The following is a 13,939-nucleotide window of genomic DNA, read 5'->3' as shown; positions in this document are numbered from 1 at the left end:
CTCAGAACGGGGCGATGAATTTGGCAGCGCCCGCATCCCTGCATCGTATGACGGCAGAAGAGAAAAGCGAGTGGTCGTCCGAGCGATCAAGGGCAAGCCGCGTTGGGCGCTGGATTGAAACCACGCTCTGGTCAGCGGTGATGCTTGTCTTCTCAGCAGCGAGCACAGTAACGAGGCCGGTCCGGCTGTTGGCGGGTAAAACAATTGGAAAGCTCGCCAGAGATACAATAGGCGGAGCTTTTCAGTTGGGTATCCTATACCTCGTACACGACCTTGTTGTTGCCGCAAACACTGCGAAGTTTAGCTCAAGGTTCGCGATGGGTCATAGGAGATTTATCGCGATTATGACGCTGTCTCTTGCCGCAGCTTTCCTCGCGGCTATGGCGTTTCTATTCGTCAACGGATCTTTCTCTCCAACGTCGCCTAGCGAGCCCTAGTAGGCATTGTGGCGTTGCTTATTCCGCGCGATATCCAATTTGGTAGAAGCGAACACGATTGCAGTTTTTCACGAAACAGACTAATTCCTTATGTATAAACGATAATATCAGGACTCCAACCCGTATAGCCCGTCGAAAATATGGTACGGCGTATGGTACTTTTGGGTACCATACTTTGAAAAAATCCAAATTATTTCAAAGGCTATTTAGTTAAGTCGAGTCCTCTTCTGCACCAAACCCTGCTTCGGCAGGGTTTTTTGTTGTCCGGGATTGCGGAAGATCCAGAGCAAGACCGGCAAGGTCGGCGTCGTGGGCTGAGCCCTTGTGTTTGCCGGTCAGGCGAGGTCGGCGGATGAGCCTGGGACCAGGTCGCGATAGGCGCGCCAGCTGGCGAGGCCGATCAGCGGGAAAGTGAGGATGAGGCCGAGGAAGCCCGTCGCGATGCCGGCAAGCGTCAGCGCCACGATCAGGAAGGCCCAGACCAGCATCGGCAGGAAATTGGCTGCGATCGTCCGCACGCTGGTGATTGCGGCGACGAAGACACCGGTCTTCTGGGTCAGCAGCATCGGGGCCGACACCGCGACCACGGAAAAGGCAAGGAAGGCGAGAAAGCCGCCGACCAGCGTGCCGGTCATCACCATGGCATGGCCGTCCTTTTCATTCAGCATGAAGTTGACGAAAGCGGGCAGCGTCTTGTGGAACTTGTGCGTGGAGAGGCCGTAGATCAGGTGCGCCGCCTCGACCCAGATCGAATAGATCACGAACAGGGCGAGGCCGAGATAGAGGAGCTCCGCCCGGAAGGCGGATTTCACGATCAGGATATCGCCGATGCCCGGCTTCTCGCCTTTCTCCAGCATCCAGCCGGCCCGGTAGAGGCCCATGGCCAGCATCGGTGCCACGAGGAAGAAGCCCGCCGCCGCGGCGAACAGCCAGCGCAGGGCGCCGGCATAGTAGAGGGCGACGGCCAGGCCGACGCTCGCGGCAACAAGGATCGCGCCATAGATGAGGCAAGGGCCGGGTGCCTTGCGGAAGTCGCTGAAAGCGCCCGCGAGCCATCTGAAAGGTGCGCCAACGCCGATCGTGCTGACGTCCGGCAGCCGTGTGGTTGCAGCAGGTGCCACCTCGTCCATTTTGTCCTCCCCCTCCGCCCGTTATGTCTTGTCTGGTGCGGATAGGGCGAGCCTAGGATCGGGATGGGGGGCTTTGCAAGGGGGCGGCCCGCCTATGCCAGCACATAGTCCGCTTCCGCCACGTAGCGGCTGGGACCGGATTTCATGGTGTGGCTGGAATAGAGGTGGAAGCTGTCGGCGATGAAGGGGCCGGACCGGTAGGTGTGGTGCTTTTCCATCCAGAGGCGTGCATCGTCGGGCAGGGTGGCATGGCAATAGGCGAGCGTGACATGCGGGGTGAAGGGCCGCCGGTCAGGCTCCAGGCCGAGGCGGCGGGCGGCGCGCTCGCATTGGGCCGACAGGCCGCGCAGCTCGTCGCTTTCGCGCACCCGGGCCCAGACAGCCGTCGGTTCGCGCCGTCCGAACCAGCCGGTGCCCTCAAGCGACACTTCAAATGGCGCACAGCGGATGTCGCCCAGAAGCTCGTCGAGATCGCGCGCTTCGGCATGGCTGAGATCACCGAAGAAGCGCAGCGTAATGTGGAAATTCTCTGCCGGCCGCCAGCTGGCGCCCGGCAGCGCGTCCTGCAGGGCGAGCAGTCCTTCATGCAGGTCTTCCGGCACGGGCAGGGCGGCGAACAGGCGATACATGGCGTGTCTCTGAACCGGCTGGCGGCAAAAGAAAACCCGGCCTGCCAGACCGGGTTTACTCTGATCGATTACTTGCGGGCCGAAATCAGCCGGCAAGTTCCGTAAGCTTGCCGAAGTGTTCGGCAAGAAGATAGTAGAAGGTCACACGCGATTTCTGGCCGCCTTCGCTGCTCATCTTGTCGCAGATGGCCTTGATGCCGGCGTCGAGTTCGGCCTGGCTATGGGCGAGGCCCAGCTTGCCGCGGCACCACTTCTCCCGCACGCGGTCAAGTTCGCCCTGATCGCTACAGGCGACGAGCGAGCTGTCCTTGTTGCGCAGGGCAATCCCCAGATGCCCCACGATTCTTTCTGCGGCGGCTTGATTGTAGCCGCTCGCATGCTTCTTGATATTCTCGGCGTAAGCCGATGCGTCTGCCATGATGTCATCCCCTAAAAGTCGGACGCGCCCACTGCTGGAATCGCGCCAGTTTCGCGAGATTAGTGCCGGCACAAGGTGAGTCAATCCAATTCTATGCCGCAGACTTGTGATCGCAAAGGGTTGAGCGCTCACATCTCCAGAGAATCGAAAGTAATACAAGTATTCGGATGCCTGTTTTTTGGGCAACATAAGCATTCGCGTAGTGCGACACAAAAGGCCGGGCAGGGGTGCGGCCACCGGGACCGCTTAACAAGCCGGTAAGGAATCCGGTTTTGCTTGCAGGGCGGGCCGGGCTCTCCCATATTCCGCCCATGAAGCCGGACAATTCAACAACCGGACAAAATGAAAGGGTTTCAAACCTATGAATGAACTCAATCGTGCTTATTCGCCGCAGACTGGCGCAGGCCCGATGGATATGTCGGTCAATGAAGGGCTGCGGTCCTTCATGCTGGGCGTCTATAACAAGATGGCACTGGGCCTCCTGCTGACTGCAGGCCTTGCCTATGCTGTCGGTGCCCTCGTTCCTGAGAGCGTTACGCTGACCCTGCTGACCGGGCCGCTGGGCCTGGTCATCATGTTCGCCCCGCTGGCGATCCTGTTCATCTCCAGCTTCGCGATGCGCAACCCGTCGCCGCTGGGCGCCAACCTCGTCTACTGGTCGGTGGTGTCGCTGATCGGCATTTCGATGGGCGCCATCGTCTATGTCTATGCCCGCCAACCGGACGGCATGCTGATCGTCTCCAAGGCCTTCCTGACCACGGCCATCGCCTTCGGCGGCCTGTCGCTGTGGGGCTATACGACGAAGAAGGACATTTCCGGGTGGGGCACGTTCCTCATCATGGGCGTGGTCGGCATCATCGTGGCCTCGATCCTCAACATGTTCCTGTTCAAGTCGAGCATGTTCCACATGATGATTTCGGTCGCGGGCCTCCTGCTGTTCGCCGGCCTCACGGCCTGGGACACGCAGCGCCTGAAGAACATGTACTTCGCGATCGAGGGCAATGCCCGCGCCGTCGCGGTGGCGACGACCTATGGGGCGCTCAGCCTCTACCTGGACTTCGTCAACATGTTCCAGTTCATCCTGTCGCTGATGTCGCGCGACTAAGGGATCAGACCAATTTCCTAGCCGAAGCCCCGCCCTCACCGGCGGGGCTTTTTGTTTGCTGCATTGCGAAATTCCGCGGCCTCGGCTAACGGTCCCGCCAACTGGATTCCAATGCATCTCAAGGAGACTTAGCCTATGGCCCGCAAGAAGATTGCCCTGATCGGTTCCGGCATGATCGGGGGCACGCTCGCCCATATTGCCGCCCGCGAAGAACTGGGCGACGTGGTCCTGTTCGACATCGCCGAGGGTATCCCGCAGGGCAAGGGCCTCGACATTGCCGAGTCCACCCCGGTCTACAATTCCTCGGTCAGCCTCAAGGGCGCGAACGACTATGCAGACATTGCCGGCGCCGATGTCTGCATCGTGACGGCCGGCGTGCCGCGCAAACCGGGCATGAGCCGCGACGACCTCCTCGGCATCAACCTCAAGGTCATGAAGTCCGTCGGCGAGGGCATCGCCGCCCACGCACCGAACGCGTTTGTGGTCTGCATCACCAACCCGCTCGACGCCATGGTCTGGGCGCTGCAGCAATTCTCCGGCCTGCCGGCGAACAAGGTGGTCGGCATGGCCGGCGTGCTGGACTCGTCGCGCTTTGCCTACTTCCTCTCCGAGAAGACCGGGGTGTCGGTGGCCGACATCCATGCCTGGACGCTGGCCGGCCATGGCGACGACATGGTGCCGATGGTGCGCCACTCGACCGTCGGCGGCCTGCCGCTGCCGGAACTCGTCAAGCAGGGCTGGATGAGCCAGGCTGAACTGGATGCCATCGTTGAGCGCACCCGCAAGGGCGGCGGCGAGATCGTTGGCCTGCTGAAGACCGGCTCTGCCTATTACGCCCCGGCCGAATCCGGCATCGCGATGGCGAAGGCCTACCTCAAGGACCAGAAGCGCGTCCTGCCCGTCGCGGCCTATTGCGATGGCCAGTATGGCGTGAACGGCATCTATGTCGGCGTCCCGGCCCTGATCGGCGCCGGCGGCGCAGAGAAGGTCGTCGAGTTCGACCTCAATGCCGACGAGTCCGCCATGTTCGCGAAGTCCGTCGCGGCGGTGCAGGGCCTCATCGCGGCCTGTAAGGAAATCGAGCCCTCGCTCGCATAGGGACGTGCATGGCCAATATTGGCCCCACCCTTGAAACAGACCGGCTGATCCTCCGTCCTCCGCGGGCGGAGGATTTTCCGTTCATGTGCGAGATGATGGCGGACTCAGAAACCGCCCGCTTCATCGGCGGGGTGATGGAGCCCCCGGTCGTCTGGCGGAGTCTTTGTGCCCTGGCCGGCGCATGGACGATCCGCGGCTATTCCATGTTCTCCGTGATCGAGAAGTCGACGGGCAACTGGATCGGCCGACTCGGGCCGTGGCAGCCGGAAGGCTGGCCGGGCACAGAGATTGCCTATGACTTGTCTCGCGAAGGGCAAGGCAAGGGCTATGCCTTCGAAGGCGTATCGGCCGCCATCGACTATGCTGTCGACATTCTCGGCTGGGACGAGGTGATCCACTGCATCGACCCGCTGAATGCGCCGTCGATCGCGCTCGCCAGGAAGCTGGGGGCGCAGAAGCTGCGCGAGGCGCAGGCGCCAGCGCCTATCTCGGAAATCCGCTGGGACGTTTACGGCCAGAGTGCCGGCGACTGGCGCGCCCGTCGCGGTGGGGCAGCCGGATAAGCCCTATCACGCCTGCGTGACCTCACGGTTTCGTGCCTCGCCCGCATTGCCGGAGATGCCTAATGCTGGGCGAAATTCCGGAGGCCCCAGACATGATCCGCACCCTTCCCCTCGCATCCCTGATCGCTCTCCTGCCACCGGCGGCCGGGGCACAAGGCGTCGACGACGCCACAATGACCGCGAAGGCGGCGGAAGCCGATCGGGTTGCCGCTGCGGCTGAAGAGATGCGGGTCGGTCCGGTCGTCGGCGAGGCGGCGCCAATGGTCTCCCTAGTCGGCCCTGACGGTTCTGTCAGCCTTGCGGACCTCGCCGGAGAGAAGGGGACCGTGGTTGCCTTCTTCCGCTCGGCAGACTGGTGCCCGTTCTGCCAGAAGCAGCTGGTCGAACTGGAAGACGCCGCCGCGCCGCTGGCCGACAGCGGGTGGACGCTCATCGGCGTTTCCTACGACGCGCCAGAAACGCTCGCCGCCTTCAAGGCCGGCAAAGGGCTGAGCTATGGCCTTTATGCCGACCCCGGCTCGATGGCCATCGATGCCTTCCACCTGCGCAATCATGGGGTCACTGCCGGCTCCCGGTTCGACGGCATCCCGCATCCGGCCATTATATTCGTCGCCGCCGACGGTACGGTGAAAGCGGTCCTGCGCGAGGACGGCTACAAGGCGCGCCCGTCGGTCGAGTCCGTGCTGGCCATGGCCGGGGCGCTCTGAACGCACGCTGCGACTTTTATGCCGCTCCGGTTTGGCCTAGCGTGGCGCCAGCCAGACCGGAGAGTTCCCGCACATGAAACCAGTTGCCGCTGCAGCGCTTGGCGCGCTTGCCCTCAGCCTGACCTTCACCGCCGCAGCCGACACGGCCGCCATGGAGGGCGAGGCTCTGCTTGCCACGGCGCAGCAGCTGATCGACGCAGCGAAGACGGACGAGACCGGACTCGGTTTCGTTGAAGGCCTGACGACCGAGATCGGCCCGCGCCTTGCCGGCTCGCCTGACGAGCAGAGGGCGCGTGACTGGGCCGTGGCGGAGCTGAAGGCACTCGGTTTTGCCAATGTCCGTGTCGACGGCTTCACCATTCCCTACTGGTCGCGCACGCATGAGCACCTGACCGTGCTGGGGCCGAGCGCACAGTCCATGGTAATCACGGCCCTCGGCGGCAGCCGGGCGACACCGGACGGCGGCCTGGAAGCGGAGGTCGTGCGCTTCGACACGCTGGCAGGCCTGAAGGCGGCGCCGAACGCGTCGGTGACCGGGAAAATCGTGTTCATCGACGAGGAGATGTTCAAGACGCAGGACGGCTCCGGCTACGGCCTCGCGGGCTTGAAGCGCCGCGAATGCGCCAAGGCCGCAGCCGGAAAGGGGGCTGTGGCCTGCCTCATCCGCTCGGTCGGCACGCAGCATCACCGGATGCCGCATACCGGCGTGATGGACCGGTCGGGTCCGGGTGGGCCCATGCCGACGGGGGCGCTGCCGGCCGCGGCGGTTTCGGCCCCGGATGCCGACCAGATGACCCGCCTGCTGGCGCGCGGGCCGGTCCGCGTCAATCTTGACATCGGGATCGAGACGGCGGAGACGGCGCCCTCCGGCAATGTCATTGCGGAAGTTGAAGGCGGCGCGCTCAAGGACGAGATTGTCCTGCTCGGCTGCCATCTCGATTCCTGGGATCTCGGGACCGGCGCGATCGATGACGGTGCCGGCTGCGGCATCATTGTCGGCGCGGCGAAACTGATCGACGCGCTTCCCGGCAAGCCGGAGCGGACGATCCGCGTTGTCCTCTATGGCTCGGAAGAGGTCGGCCTGTTCGGGGGTGATGCGTATGCCCGTCAGCACTCGGAGGAATTGGGCGCCCATGTCCTGGCCGCAGAGAGCGATTTCGGCGCCGGGCGCATCTGGCGCTTCCAGACACGGTTCGGCGAAGGTGCGCTGGACCATGCGAAGACGATCCAGTCGGTGCTGATGCCGCTCGGCGTGTCGCCGGGCGACAATTCGGCGGGCGGCGGGCCGGACATCGGCGTGCTGGCGCGGTCCGGCGTTCCGGTCGTCACGCCGTCGCAGGACGGCACGGACTATTTCGACTTTCACCACACGCCGGACGATACGTTCGACAAGATCGACCCGCAGACCTTCCGCCAGAATGTCGCCGTCTATGCGGCCTTTGCCTTCCTCGCGGCGGAGGCCGGGTGGGATTTCCGCGCGCCGGCACAAAGCGAATAGGCGCCCGGCTTGTTCCCCCGCGAACGGATCGGTCCGGCGCTTGCCGCGGTCCTTGAGGGGCTGAAGCTCGCCCGGCGGGAGCTTGAAGGATCGGCCGAAGACAGCCTGCGCAGGCGCTGGGTGCCGGTGGGCCTGATCGCGGCACTGCAGGCGGCGCTGTCGGGCTATGAAAGCGCGGCGCCGGAAGATGCGTGCGATCCGTCCCAGCCGGAGCATCTTGCGCCGATTGCGCTGCTTCTGCGCCGGGCCCGGTCGCAGGACTACCTGAACCTGCCCGAACGGCTGGAACTGTCGGGCCACACGATGCGGGACATCGATGCCGTGATCGACGCACGCAATCGCGTGCTGCACGCGCTGGGGGAAGGGGAGGAGCCGCCCGCGAACGCAGCCTTCCGGTCAGTCTTGCGTGTCGTGCGCTATGCCTGTCTCGACCATCCGGCGTTCCCGGTGGCGCAGCATGCGGTGATGCTCGCCCTCATTCGCGACGAAATATCCGCGCTGGGCCGGGCGCTTGGCCAGTCTGGTTAATGTTGGGGTCATGCTCTTCGGGCAATGATCCGCGCATGAAGCGTCTCCTGCGAGCCTTGGCATTGCCCATGGCGGCCCTGCTGCTGTCAGCGGCGGCGCCGGACACCTTCACGCGGGAAGAGCTGAACGCCCTCGAAGCCGAAAAGCAGGCTGCCGAGCGTAGGCTCGCTGCCCTGCAGGCGAGCGGTACCGAAGCGATGAAGGACATCGGCAATATCGACGCCGAACTGATCGCAGCCGCAATGGAATCCCAGCGCCGCGAAGACCAGGCCGCCGAAGCCGAGAAGAGCCTTGCCGATCTCGGCACGCGCCGGGTCGCGGCCCAGATGCGCCTTCTCGAAAACCAGCAGGCGCTGGAAGACCTGCTCGCCGCGCTCGCCGCGTCCAACCGCCGCAAGCCCCCGGCACTGGTCGTCTCGCCCGGCAAGGCGAACGACGCCGTGCGCCGCGCCATCCTGATGAGCGAGACGACGCCGCGCCTTGCCGCCGAGACCGACAAGGTGCGCACCGAGATCGACGAGCTGAACGCGCTGGAGCGTCGCATCCGCGGGGAGAAGGCGCGTCTTGAGGCCGCAGAGGCGACACTTGCCCTGAAACAGGTGGAGATCGAACAGCTGGCTGCTGCCAAGCGCGGCCAGTTTGAGGATCTGTCGGGCGATATCGCGGCGCTGAAATCCGAGACGGCAATCCTTGCCCAAAGGGCGGACACGTTGCGCGGCCTGCTGTCGGCGCTGGAGTCGGTGGCGCCGTCCGCGCCCGGCGCGAAGCCTATCGCGAAGCCGACGCGCGTTGCAGCAACAAAACCGTCCGCGCCGCGCCCGGCGGCGCCGTCGCCGCGGCCCACCGGAAAGCCACTGGGCAAGGCTGCGCTCGGTGGCCTGAAGCAGCCGGTCGCGGGCGGCGTGATCTATAATTTCGGCGACAAGATGCCAGCCGGCGGCAAGACTGAATGGATTACCTTCCAGACCCGCGCCGAGGCGCAGGTCGCCGCCCCGGCTGCCGGCACTGTCGAATATGCCCGTCCGTTCCGCTCATATGGCTCAATGTTAATTTTGCGGACGAGTGATGGTTACCATGTTATTCTTTCCGGAATGAGCCGCATCTATGTCACTGAAGGACAAAGCGTTTCAGCCGGAGAGCCGGTCGGCCGCATGCCGGACCGGGCAGATCCGCTGCCGGAGCTCAATATGGAATTGAGACTTGGCGATGCGGTGATGAATCCGGCAGACTGGATGCCGCGTGGGTGAGGTGTAGATGAGAAAGGTCTGGAACATGCGTTCACTACTGGTTGGCACGGGGATCGGTCTGGTTCTCGGCGCCGCAGCGGTCGGCCTTTCCGCTGTTGCATCCCCCCAGGAAGCGGCCCCGCCGCCGCAGGATCCGCGCACGGTCACCTACCAGCAGCTTGAATTGTTTGCAGAAATCCTCGCCCGCGCGCGGCAGGACTATGTCACCGAAATCGACGAGCCCGAAGCCATCGAAGCGGCCATCAATGGCATGCTCACCTCGCTCGACCCGCATTCCGGCTATCTGAATGCCGAGGACTTCAAGTCCATGCAGGTGCAGACCTCCGGCGAATATGGCGGCCTCGGCATCGAAGTGACGATGGAAGATGGCTTCGTGAAAGTCATTTCACCGATGGACGACACGCCGGCGAGCCGCGCCGGGATCGAGCCGGGCGACCTCATCACCGCGATCAATGGCAAGCCGATCATCGGCCAGACGCTGAACGATGCCGTGAAGGAAATGCGGGGCGAGAAGGGCACGTCCATCGACATCACTGTCCTGCGTCAGGGCGAAGACCCGTTCGATGTGACGCTGACGCGCGAAGTGATCCAGCAGAAATCCGTCACCTGGCAGCTCGATGACAGCGACATCGGCTATATCCGCATCTCGACCTTCAACGAGCGCACGACGCCGCTGCTGGAAGCCGCGATTGCCGGGATTTCCGACAAGACCGGCGGGCGCCCACGCGGCGTGATCCTCGACCTGCGCAACAATGGCGGCGGGCTGCTGGACGAGGCCATTTCGGTCAGCGACATGTTCCTGTCGGGCGGCGAAGTCGTCTCGACGCAGGGCCGACGCGCTGCGGATGTGGAGCGGTACAACGCGCATACGGGCGAAGTCTTCAAGGGCGTGCCGATGATCGTGCTGATCAATGGCGGCTCGGCCTCGGCGTCTGAAATTGTCGCCGGTGCGCTGCAGGACCGGCGCCGCGCGACGATTGTCGGAACGACCAGCTTCGGCAAGGGATCGGTCCAGACGGTTATCCCGCTGGGCGCCGACCGTGGGGCGCTGCGCCTCACCACGGCGCGCTATTACACGCCGGCCGGGCGCTCCATCCAGGCCCTCGGCATCGAGCCCGATATTTCCATTTCGCAGGCACGCCTGACGGAAGAGGAACTCGCCAAGATCCGGCGTTTCTCCGAAGCGGACCTGCCGCATGCGCTGGAAAACGAAGGCGGCGAGGAACGCTCCGAGCTGTCCATGCCGGACGAACAGCCGCCGGAAGCCTATTCGGGCCAGGATTTCCAGCTCGACCGGGCCAAGCAGATGCTCAAGGACGGCTCTGTCACGGCCTCCATGGGGCTGAAGAAAGCCGGCTGAAAGCTGCAGCGTTAACACTTGTTTGCAACCTGTTAACCGGATTGAGGCAAATCTGGTTGTTCAGAGTCGATCAAACTGTGTGATGAGGTTGTCCCCATGGGAGTTCGCCGGGATGCTGAGCCATCGCCCCTGCGCACTGGAATCGTTCACGCTGGATTGAGCTTTCTCGTTTTTGGGGGCCTCGCTGCGGCCCTCGGGGCAGGTATCCAGGTCGCGGGGGACCCTTCGGATGCCGGACCGCGCCAGGTGCTGGCGCTGTTTGAGACCCATGACGAGACGGATCCCCAGCTGAAGGCGCGCTTGAAGACGGAACTTGCGGCCAGCACGGCCGTGCCGGTGGAATTGCCGGAGTACGATGCCTATGGCAGCTCCGGTGACATGCCCGATCTGGGCGTGGAAGCCCCGCCGGCCGAAGTGCAGGTGGCCGCGGCCGACCTGCCGGCCGGGGAAGGGGATGCCGAGGCGGCTGAGGCCGGCGGTGTGCGGATCAATGGCAAGTTGGTGCGTCCGGGCGAATCCTATGGCGACATCGTGCGCGTCATCTCGCTGGACAAGGCGCCTGTCGCCGGCATGACGGAAAAGGTGAACGGCCTGACCCTGCCGCGCGTTGCGCCGGATGGCCGCTCGCCCGCCGATGTCTATGCCCGGCCCTTTTCGAATCCCGCCAACAAGCCGGTCGCGGCCCTGGTGATCGGTGGCCTCGGCATCAACACCACGCATACCTGGTCGGCCATCCGCGAACTGCCGCCGGAAGTGACGCTCTCCTTTGCGCCGGATGCCAACAAGCTGCAGACCTGGATCAACGAAGCCCGGGCGGCCGGCCATGAAGTGCTGATCGAAGCGCCGATGGAAGCCTATGACTATGGCCGCATGAAAATGCACCCGCAGACGCTGCTGGCCGATGGCGCGGAAGCGGACAATATCAAGCGCCTCGACACCCTGCTCAGCCGCGCGAGCGGCTATTTCGGCCTCGTGAACTATCAGGGCGCGAAGTTTGGCGACAACGAGGACGCGATGCGTCCGGTGCTCGATGCGATTTCGCAGCGGGGCCTTGCCCTTGTGGATGACGGGTCGCTCGACACCAAGCGCATGGACCGCCTCAGCGCGACGACGCGCCTGCGTTATGCGCGCGCCGATGTCACCCTCGACGCCCGCCTGTCGGCGGAGGAAATCTCCTCCTCGCTGATGGAGCTGGAGACTACCGCCCTTGAAAAAGGTGCGGCCCTCGGTGCCGGCTATGCCTTCCCCATCACAATCGAGATGGCGAAGGCCTGGGCGGCCGGGCTTGAGCAGAAGGGCATCCTGCTGGCGCCGGTTTCGGCCCTGTCGGCGGTTACGCCGCAGGGGGCTATCGAAGGCGGCGGCGTGATGCGCACTGGCAGCCTCGCCCCGGCTCCTGTAAACCCTGAGGGGTGACACAGATAAAATACGATCCAGACCGGTACCGGCCGAATGTCGGACTCGCCCTCTTCTCGAAGGCGGGCCATGTTTTCATTGGCCGGCGCATCAATGGCCGCGGCGCGTTCCAGTGGCAGATGCCGCAGGGCGGGATCGACAAGGGCGAAGACCCGGCAACGGCGGCCCTGCGCGAGCTCGAAGAAGAAGTGGGCGTGCCCCAGAAGCTGGTCGATACGCTCGAAGAGACGGGCGACTGGCTGTACTATGATTTTCCGCCGGACCTGAAAAAGCGCCTGCCGGGGCCCTATCTCGGCCAGCGGCAGAAATGGTTTGCGCTGCGCTTCAAGGGGTCCGACAGCGATGTGCGGCTCGACCGCCACACGCCGGAATTCGATGCCTGGCGCTGGGCCCTGCTGGACGAGACCCCGGGTCTCGTCGTGCCGTTCAAGCGGGCCGTCTATGCTGAAGTGGCGGAACGTTTCCAGCGCTGGACCGAACCTGTACTCGGGTCGCGCGTGCCGCAGGGATAAGCCGACGAGGGGGCTGCATGGGCAAGACGCTTTTGATGATTCATGGCATCGGGTGCGGCGGGGAGGTCTGGGACCGGATGATCCCGGCCTTCGAGGCCGATGGCTGGACCTGCGAGGCGCCGACCCTGTTCCCGCGCCGCCGGGTAAAGGACAACCCGCCGCCAAGCCTCGCCGAACTGGGTCTTGACGACTACATTTCCGAAATGTCCGCGAAGGCGCGCGAGATCGCGAAACAGACGGGCAGCAAGCCGGCCGTGATCGGCCACTCCATGGGCGGCCTGATTGCGCAGGTGCTGGCCGAGCGGGGCGATGTGTCCCAGGCTGTGTTCCTGACGCCCGCGCAGCCCAAGGAATGCTCCGTCATCGGACCGAGTGTGGCATACACGTTTCTCAACATCCTGCTGCGCCGCGACCGGACGAAATCCTACAAGATCTGGCAGTCCGGCTTTCGCTATGGCGTGCTGAACCGCGTTCCGAAACGCCGTCATGCGGAACTCTACGCTGAAGCGCTTTACGATTCCGGCAAGGTCTATGGTGACCTGACGGACGGGATCGAGGTGGACGAATCGAAGATCACCATTCCGACTCTCACCATTGCGGCCGGCAAGGACCGGGCAACGCTCGCCTCCGCCGTGCGCAAGGTGGGCGAGAAATATGCGAAATCGCCGGTGCCGGGCGACTTCCTCGAATATCCGGACAATGCCCACTGGATCGTGGATGAGCCGGGGACGGACAAGGTCATGGCCGACATCGCCGCCTGGCTTGAACGCACCCGGGTCAGGGAACCGGCCTGATCCCGGACAAAAAAGAGGCGCCCTTGAGCGGGGGCGCCTCTCCGGAACACCGCTGAGCGGAAAGGGCGATCAATCCTTGGCGGTGATCGTGGCCGTGCCAGTGACACCGGCCGTGTTGGTGTATCCCGTCGAAAAGCCGACTTCGTCACCGAGTTCGTCGAAGGTTGCGCAGAGTTCGCCATCCGGCGTTGCTCCGCACACGGTCTTTGTATCTTCGTCCATGGTGTAGGTAATCGGGTCACCGCCATCCATGGTGGCGGTGCCGTCGTCGTTGAATACAACGACAGATGTGGTGCCGTCCGCGGCGGCGAATTCCACGGTGGTCGATGCGGCGAATGCAGGCAGAGCCGCAAGGGCGATCGCAGATCCAAGAGCCAGCGCAAGTTTCATGATTTCCATCCTCCTGAATGTTTCTGTCTTTCCGGGCAACTCTACACGCGCAGACGCTATCAGGGCTGAGCCGGCGCGCAACTGAAATTCGGGAAAGAAAAAGCCCG

At 64.0% G+C, this 13,939-nt stretch carries 15 protein-coding genes; 11 read left to right on the top strand and 4 right to left on the bottom strand.

Features of this window, described 5'->3' with window-relative positions:
* Window positions 1–772: 772 nt before the first annotated feature.
* The 3 genes from R3C13_RS04655 to R3C13_RS04645 form a co-directional block, all read right to left on the bottom strand.
* On the bottom strand, window positions 773–1,567 hold the full coding sequence (locus R3C13_RS04655) for a DUF2189 domain-containing protein (protein ID WP_371309625.1): 795 nt from the start codon (window positions 1,565–1,567) through the stop codon (window positions 773–775).
* 92 nt (window positions 1,568–1,659) lie between these two features.
* Window positions 1,660–2,196, bottom strand: a complete 537-nt coding sequence (gene thpR / locus R3C13_RS04650) for an RNA 2',3'-cyclic phosphodiesterase (protein ID WP_371309624.1) — start codon at window positions 2,194–2,196, stop codon at window positions 1,660–1,662.
* Between the two features lie 85 nt (window positions 2,197–2,281).
* Window positions 2,282–2,614: a DUF2853 family protein gene (locus tag R3C13_RS04645; RefSeq protein ID WP_371309623.1), complete on the bottom strand. Its 333-nt coding sequence runs from the start codon at window positions 2,612–2,614 to the stop codon at window positions 2,282–2,284.
* A 361-nt stretch (window positions 2,615–2,975) separates the two neighbouring features.
* On the opposite strand from R3C13_RS04645, the gene R3C13_RS04640 reads away from it, so the two are divergent.
* The 11 genes from R3C13_RS04640 to R3C13_RS04590 all read left to right on the top strand — a co-directional run bounded on the left by R3C13_RS04640 (window position 2,976) and on the right by R3C13_RS04590 (window position 13,442).
* Window positions 2,976–3,719 (top strand): Bax inhibitor-1 family protein, encoded by a 744-nt coding sequence (locus tag R3C13_RS04640; protein WP_371309622.1) that lies wholly within the window; start codon window positions 2,976–2,978, stop codon window positions 3,717–3,719.
* 135 nt (window positions 3,720–3,854) lie between these two features.
* Window positions 3,855–4,817: a malate dehydrogenase gene (gene mdh / locus R3C13_RS04635; RefSeq protein ID WP_371309621.1), complete on the top strand. Its 963-nt coding sequence runs from the start codon at window positions 3,855–3,857 to the stop codon at window positions 4,815–4,817.
* An 8-nt stretch (window positions 4,818–4,825) separates the two neighbouring features.
* Window positions 4,826–5,380, top strand: coding sequence for a GNAT family N-acetyltransferase (locus tag R3C13_RS04630; protein WP_371309620.1), 555 nt, complete (start codon window positions 4,826–4,828; stop codon window positions 5,378–5,380).
* Window positions 5,381–5,472: 92 nt separating this feature from the next.
* Complete coding sequence (locus tag R3C13_RS04625) at window positions 5,473–6,087, top strand: peroxiredoxin family protein (protein ID WP_371309619.1); 615 nt, start codon at window positions 5,473–5,475, stop codon at window positions 6,085–6,087.
* Between the two features lie 73 nt (window positions 6,088–6,160).
* The gene (locus tag R3C13_RS04620) at window positions 6,161–7,585 is read left to right on the top strand and encodes a M28 family peptidase (RefSeq protein WP_371309618.1); all 1,425 of its coding nucleotides are present in this window, start codon (window positions 6,161–6,163) and stop codon (window positions 7,583–7,585) included.
* A gap of 9 nt (window positions 7,586–7,594) precedes the next feature.
* Window positions 7,595–8,113: a hypothetical protein gene (locus tag R3C13_RS04615; RefSeq protein WP_371309617.1), complete on the top strand. Its 519-nt coding sequence runs from the start codon at window positions 7,595–7,597 to the stop codon at window positions 8,111–8,113.
* A 35-nt stretch (window positions 8,114–8,148) separates the two neighbouring features.
* Entirely contained in the window at window positions 8,149–9,360 is a 1,212-nt protein-coding gene (locus R3C13_RS04610) for a murein hydrolase activator EnvC (RefSeq protein ID WP_371309616.1), read from the top strand.
* Window positions 9,361–9,385: 25 nt separating this feature from the next.
* Entirely contained in the window at window positions 9,386–10,720 is a 1,335-nt protein-coding gene (locus tag R3C13_RS04605; RefSeq protein ID WP_371309615.1) for a S41 family peptidase, read from the top strand.
* A gap of 156 nt (window positions 10,721–10,876) precedes the next feature.
* The gene (locus R3C13_RS04600) at window positions 10,877–12,136 is read left to right on the top strand and encodes a divergent polysaccharide deacetylase family protein (protein WP_371309614.1); all 1,260 of its coding nucleotides are present in this window, start codon (window positions 10,877–10,879) and stop codon (window positions 12,134–12,136) included.
* Window positions 12,133–12,648, top strand: a complete 516-nt coding sequence (locus tag R3C13_RS04595; protein WP_371309613.1) for an RNA pyrophosphohydrolase — start codon at window positions 12,133–12,135, stop codon at window positions 12,646–12,648. The genes R3C13_RS04600 and R3C13_RS04595 overlap by 4 nt, the downstream gene beginning before the upstream one ends.
* 17 nt (window positions 12,649–12,665) lie before the next feature.
* The gene (locus R3C13_RS04590) at window positions 12,666–13,442 is read left to right on the top strand and encodes an alpha/beta hydrolase (protein WP_371309612.1); all 777 of its coding nucleotides are present in this window, start codon (window positions 12,666–12,668) and stop codon (window positions 13,440–13,442) included.
* A 69-nt stretch (window positions 13,443–13,511) separates the two neighbouring features.
* Here the strand turns inward: R3C13_RS04590 and R3C13_RS04585 are convergent, their stop codons facing one another.
* On the bottom strand, window positions 13,512–13,832 hold the full coding sequence (locus R3C13_RS04585; protein WP_371309611.1) for a hypothetical protein: 321 nt from the start codon (window positions 13,830–13,832) through the stop codon (window positions 13,512–13,514).
* Between the last annotated feature and the right edge of the window lie 107 nt (window positions 13,833–13,939).

It is taken from the genome of Hyphomonas sp., from assembly GCF_041398385.1.
Classification (GTDB): domain Bacteria; phylum Pseudomonadota; class Alphaproteobacteria; order Caulobacterales; family Hyphomonadaceae; genus Hyphomonas.
This window is presented reverse-complemented; position numbering and strand designations above follow the sequence as displayed.

Bases quoted from the DNA above. Each gene is read 5' to 3' on its own strand.
- R3C13_RS04655 (WP_371309625.1), bottom strand. From the start codon at position 1,567: ATGGACGAGGTGGCACCTGCTGCAACCACACGGCTGCCGGACGTCAGC.
- thpR (WP_371309624.1), bottom strand. From the start codon at position 2,196: ATGTATCGCCTGTTCGCCGCCCTGCCCGTGCCGGAAGACCTGCATGAA.
- R3C13_RS04645 (WP_371309623.1), bottom strand. From the start codon at position 2,614: ATGGCAGACGCATCGGCTTACGCCGAGAATATCAAGAAGCATGCGAGC.
- R3C13_RS04640 (WP_371309622.1), top strand. From the start codon at position 2,976: ATGAATGAACTCAATCGTGCTTATTCGCCGCAGACTGGCGCAGGCCCG.
- mdh (WP_371309621.1), top strand. From the start codon at position 3,855: ATGGCCCGCAAGAAGATTGCCCTGATCGGTTCCGGCATGATCGGGGGC.
- R3C13_RS04630 (WP_371309620.1), top strand. From the start codon at position 4,826: ATGGCCAATATTGGCCCCACCCTTGAAACAGACCGGCTGATCCTCCGT.
- R3C13_RS04625 (WP_371309619.1), top strand. From the start codon at position 5,473: ATGATCCGCACCCTTCCCCTCGCATCCCTGATCGCTCTCCTGCCACCG.
- R3C13_RS04620 (WP_371309618.1), top strand. From the start codon at position 6,161: ATGAAACCAGTTGCCGCTGCAGCGCTTGGCGCGCTTGCCCTCAGCCTG.
- R3C13_RS04610 (WP_371309616.1), top strand. From the start codon at position 8,149: ATGAAGCGTCTCCTGCGAGCCTTGGCATTGCCCATGGCGGCCCTGCTG.
- R3C13_RS04605 (WP_371309615.1), top strand. From the start codon at position 9,386: ATGCGTTCACTACTGGTTGGCACGGGGATCGGTCTGGTTCTCGGCGCC.
- R3C13_RS04590 (WP_371309612.1), top strand. From the start codon at position 12,666: ATGGGCAAGACGCTTTTGATGATTCATGGCATCGGGTGCGGCGGGGAG.
- R3C13_RS04585 (WP_371309611.1), bottom strand. From the start codon at position 13,832: ATGAAACTTGCGCTGGCTCTTGGATCTGCGATCGCCCTTGCGGCTCTG.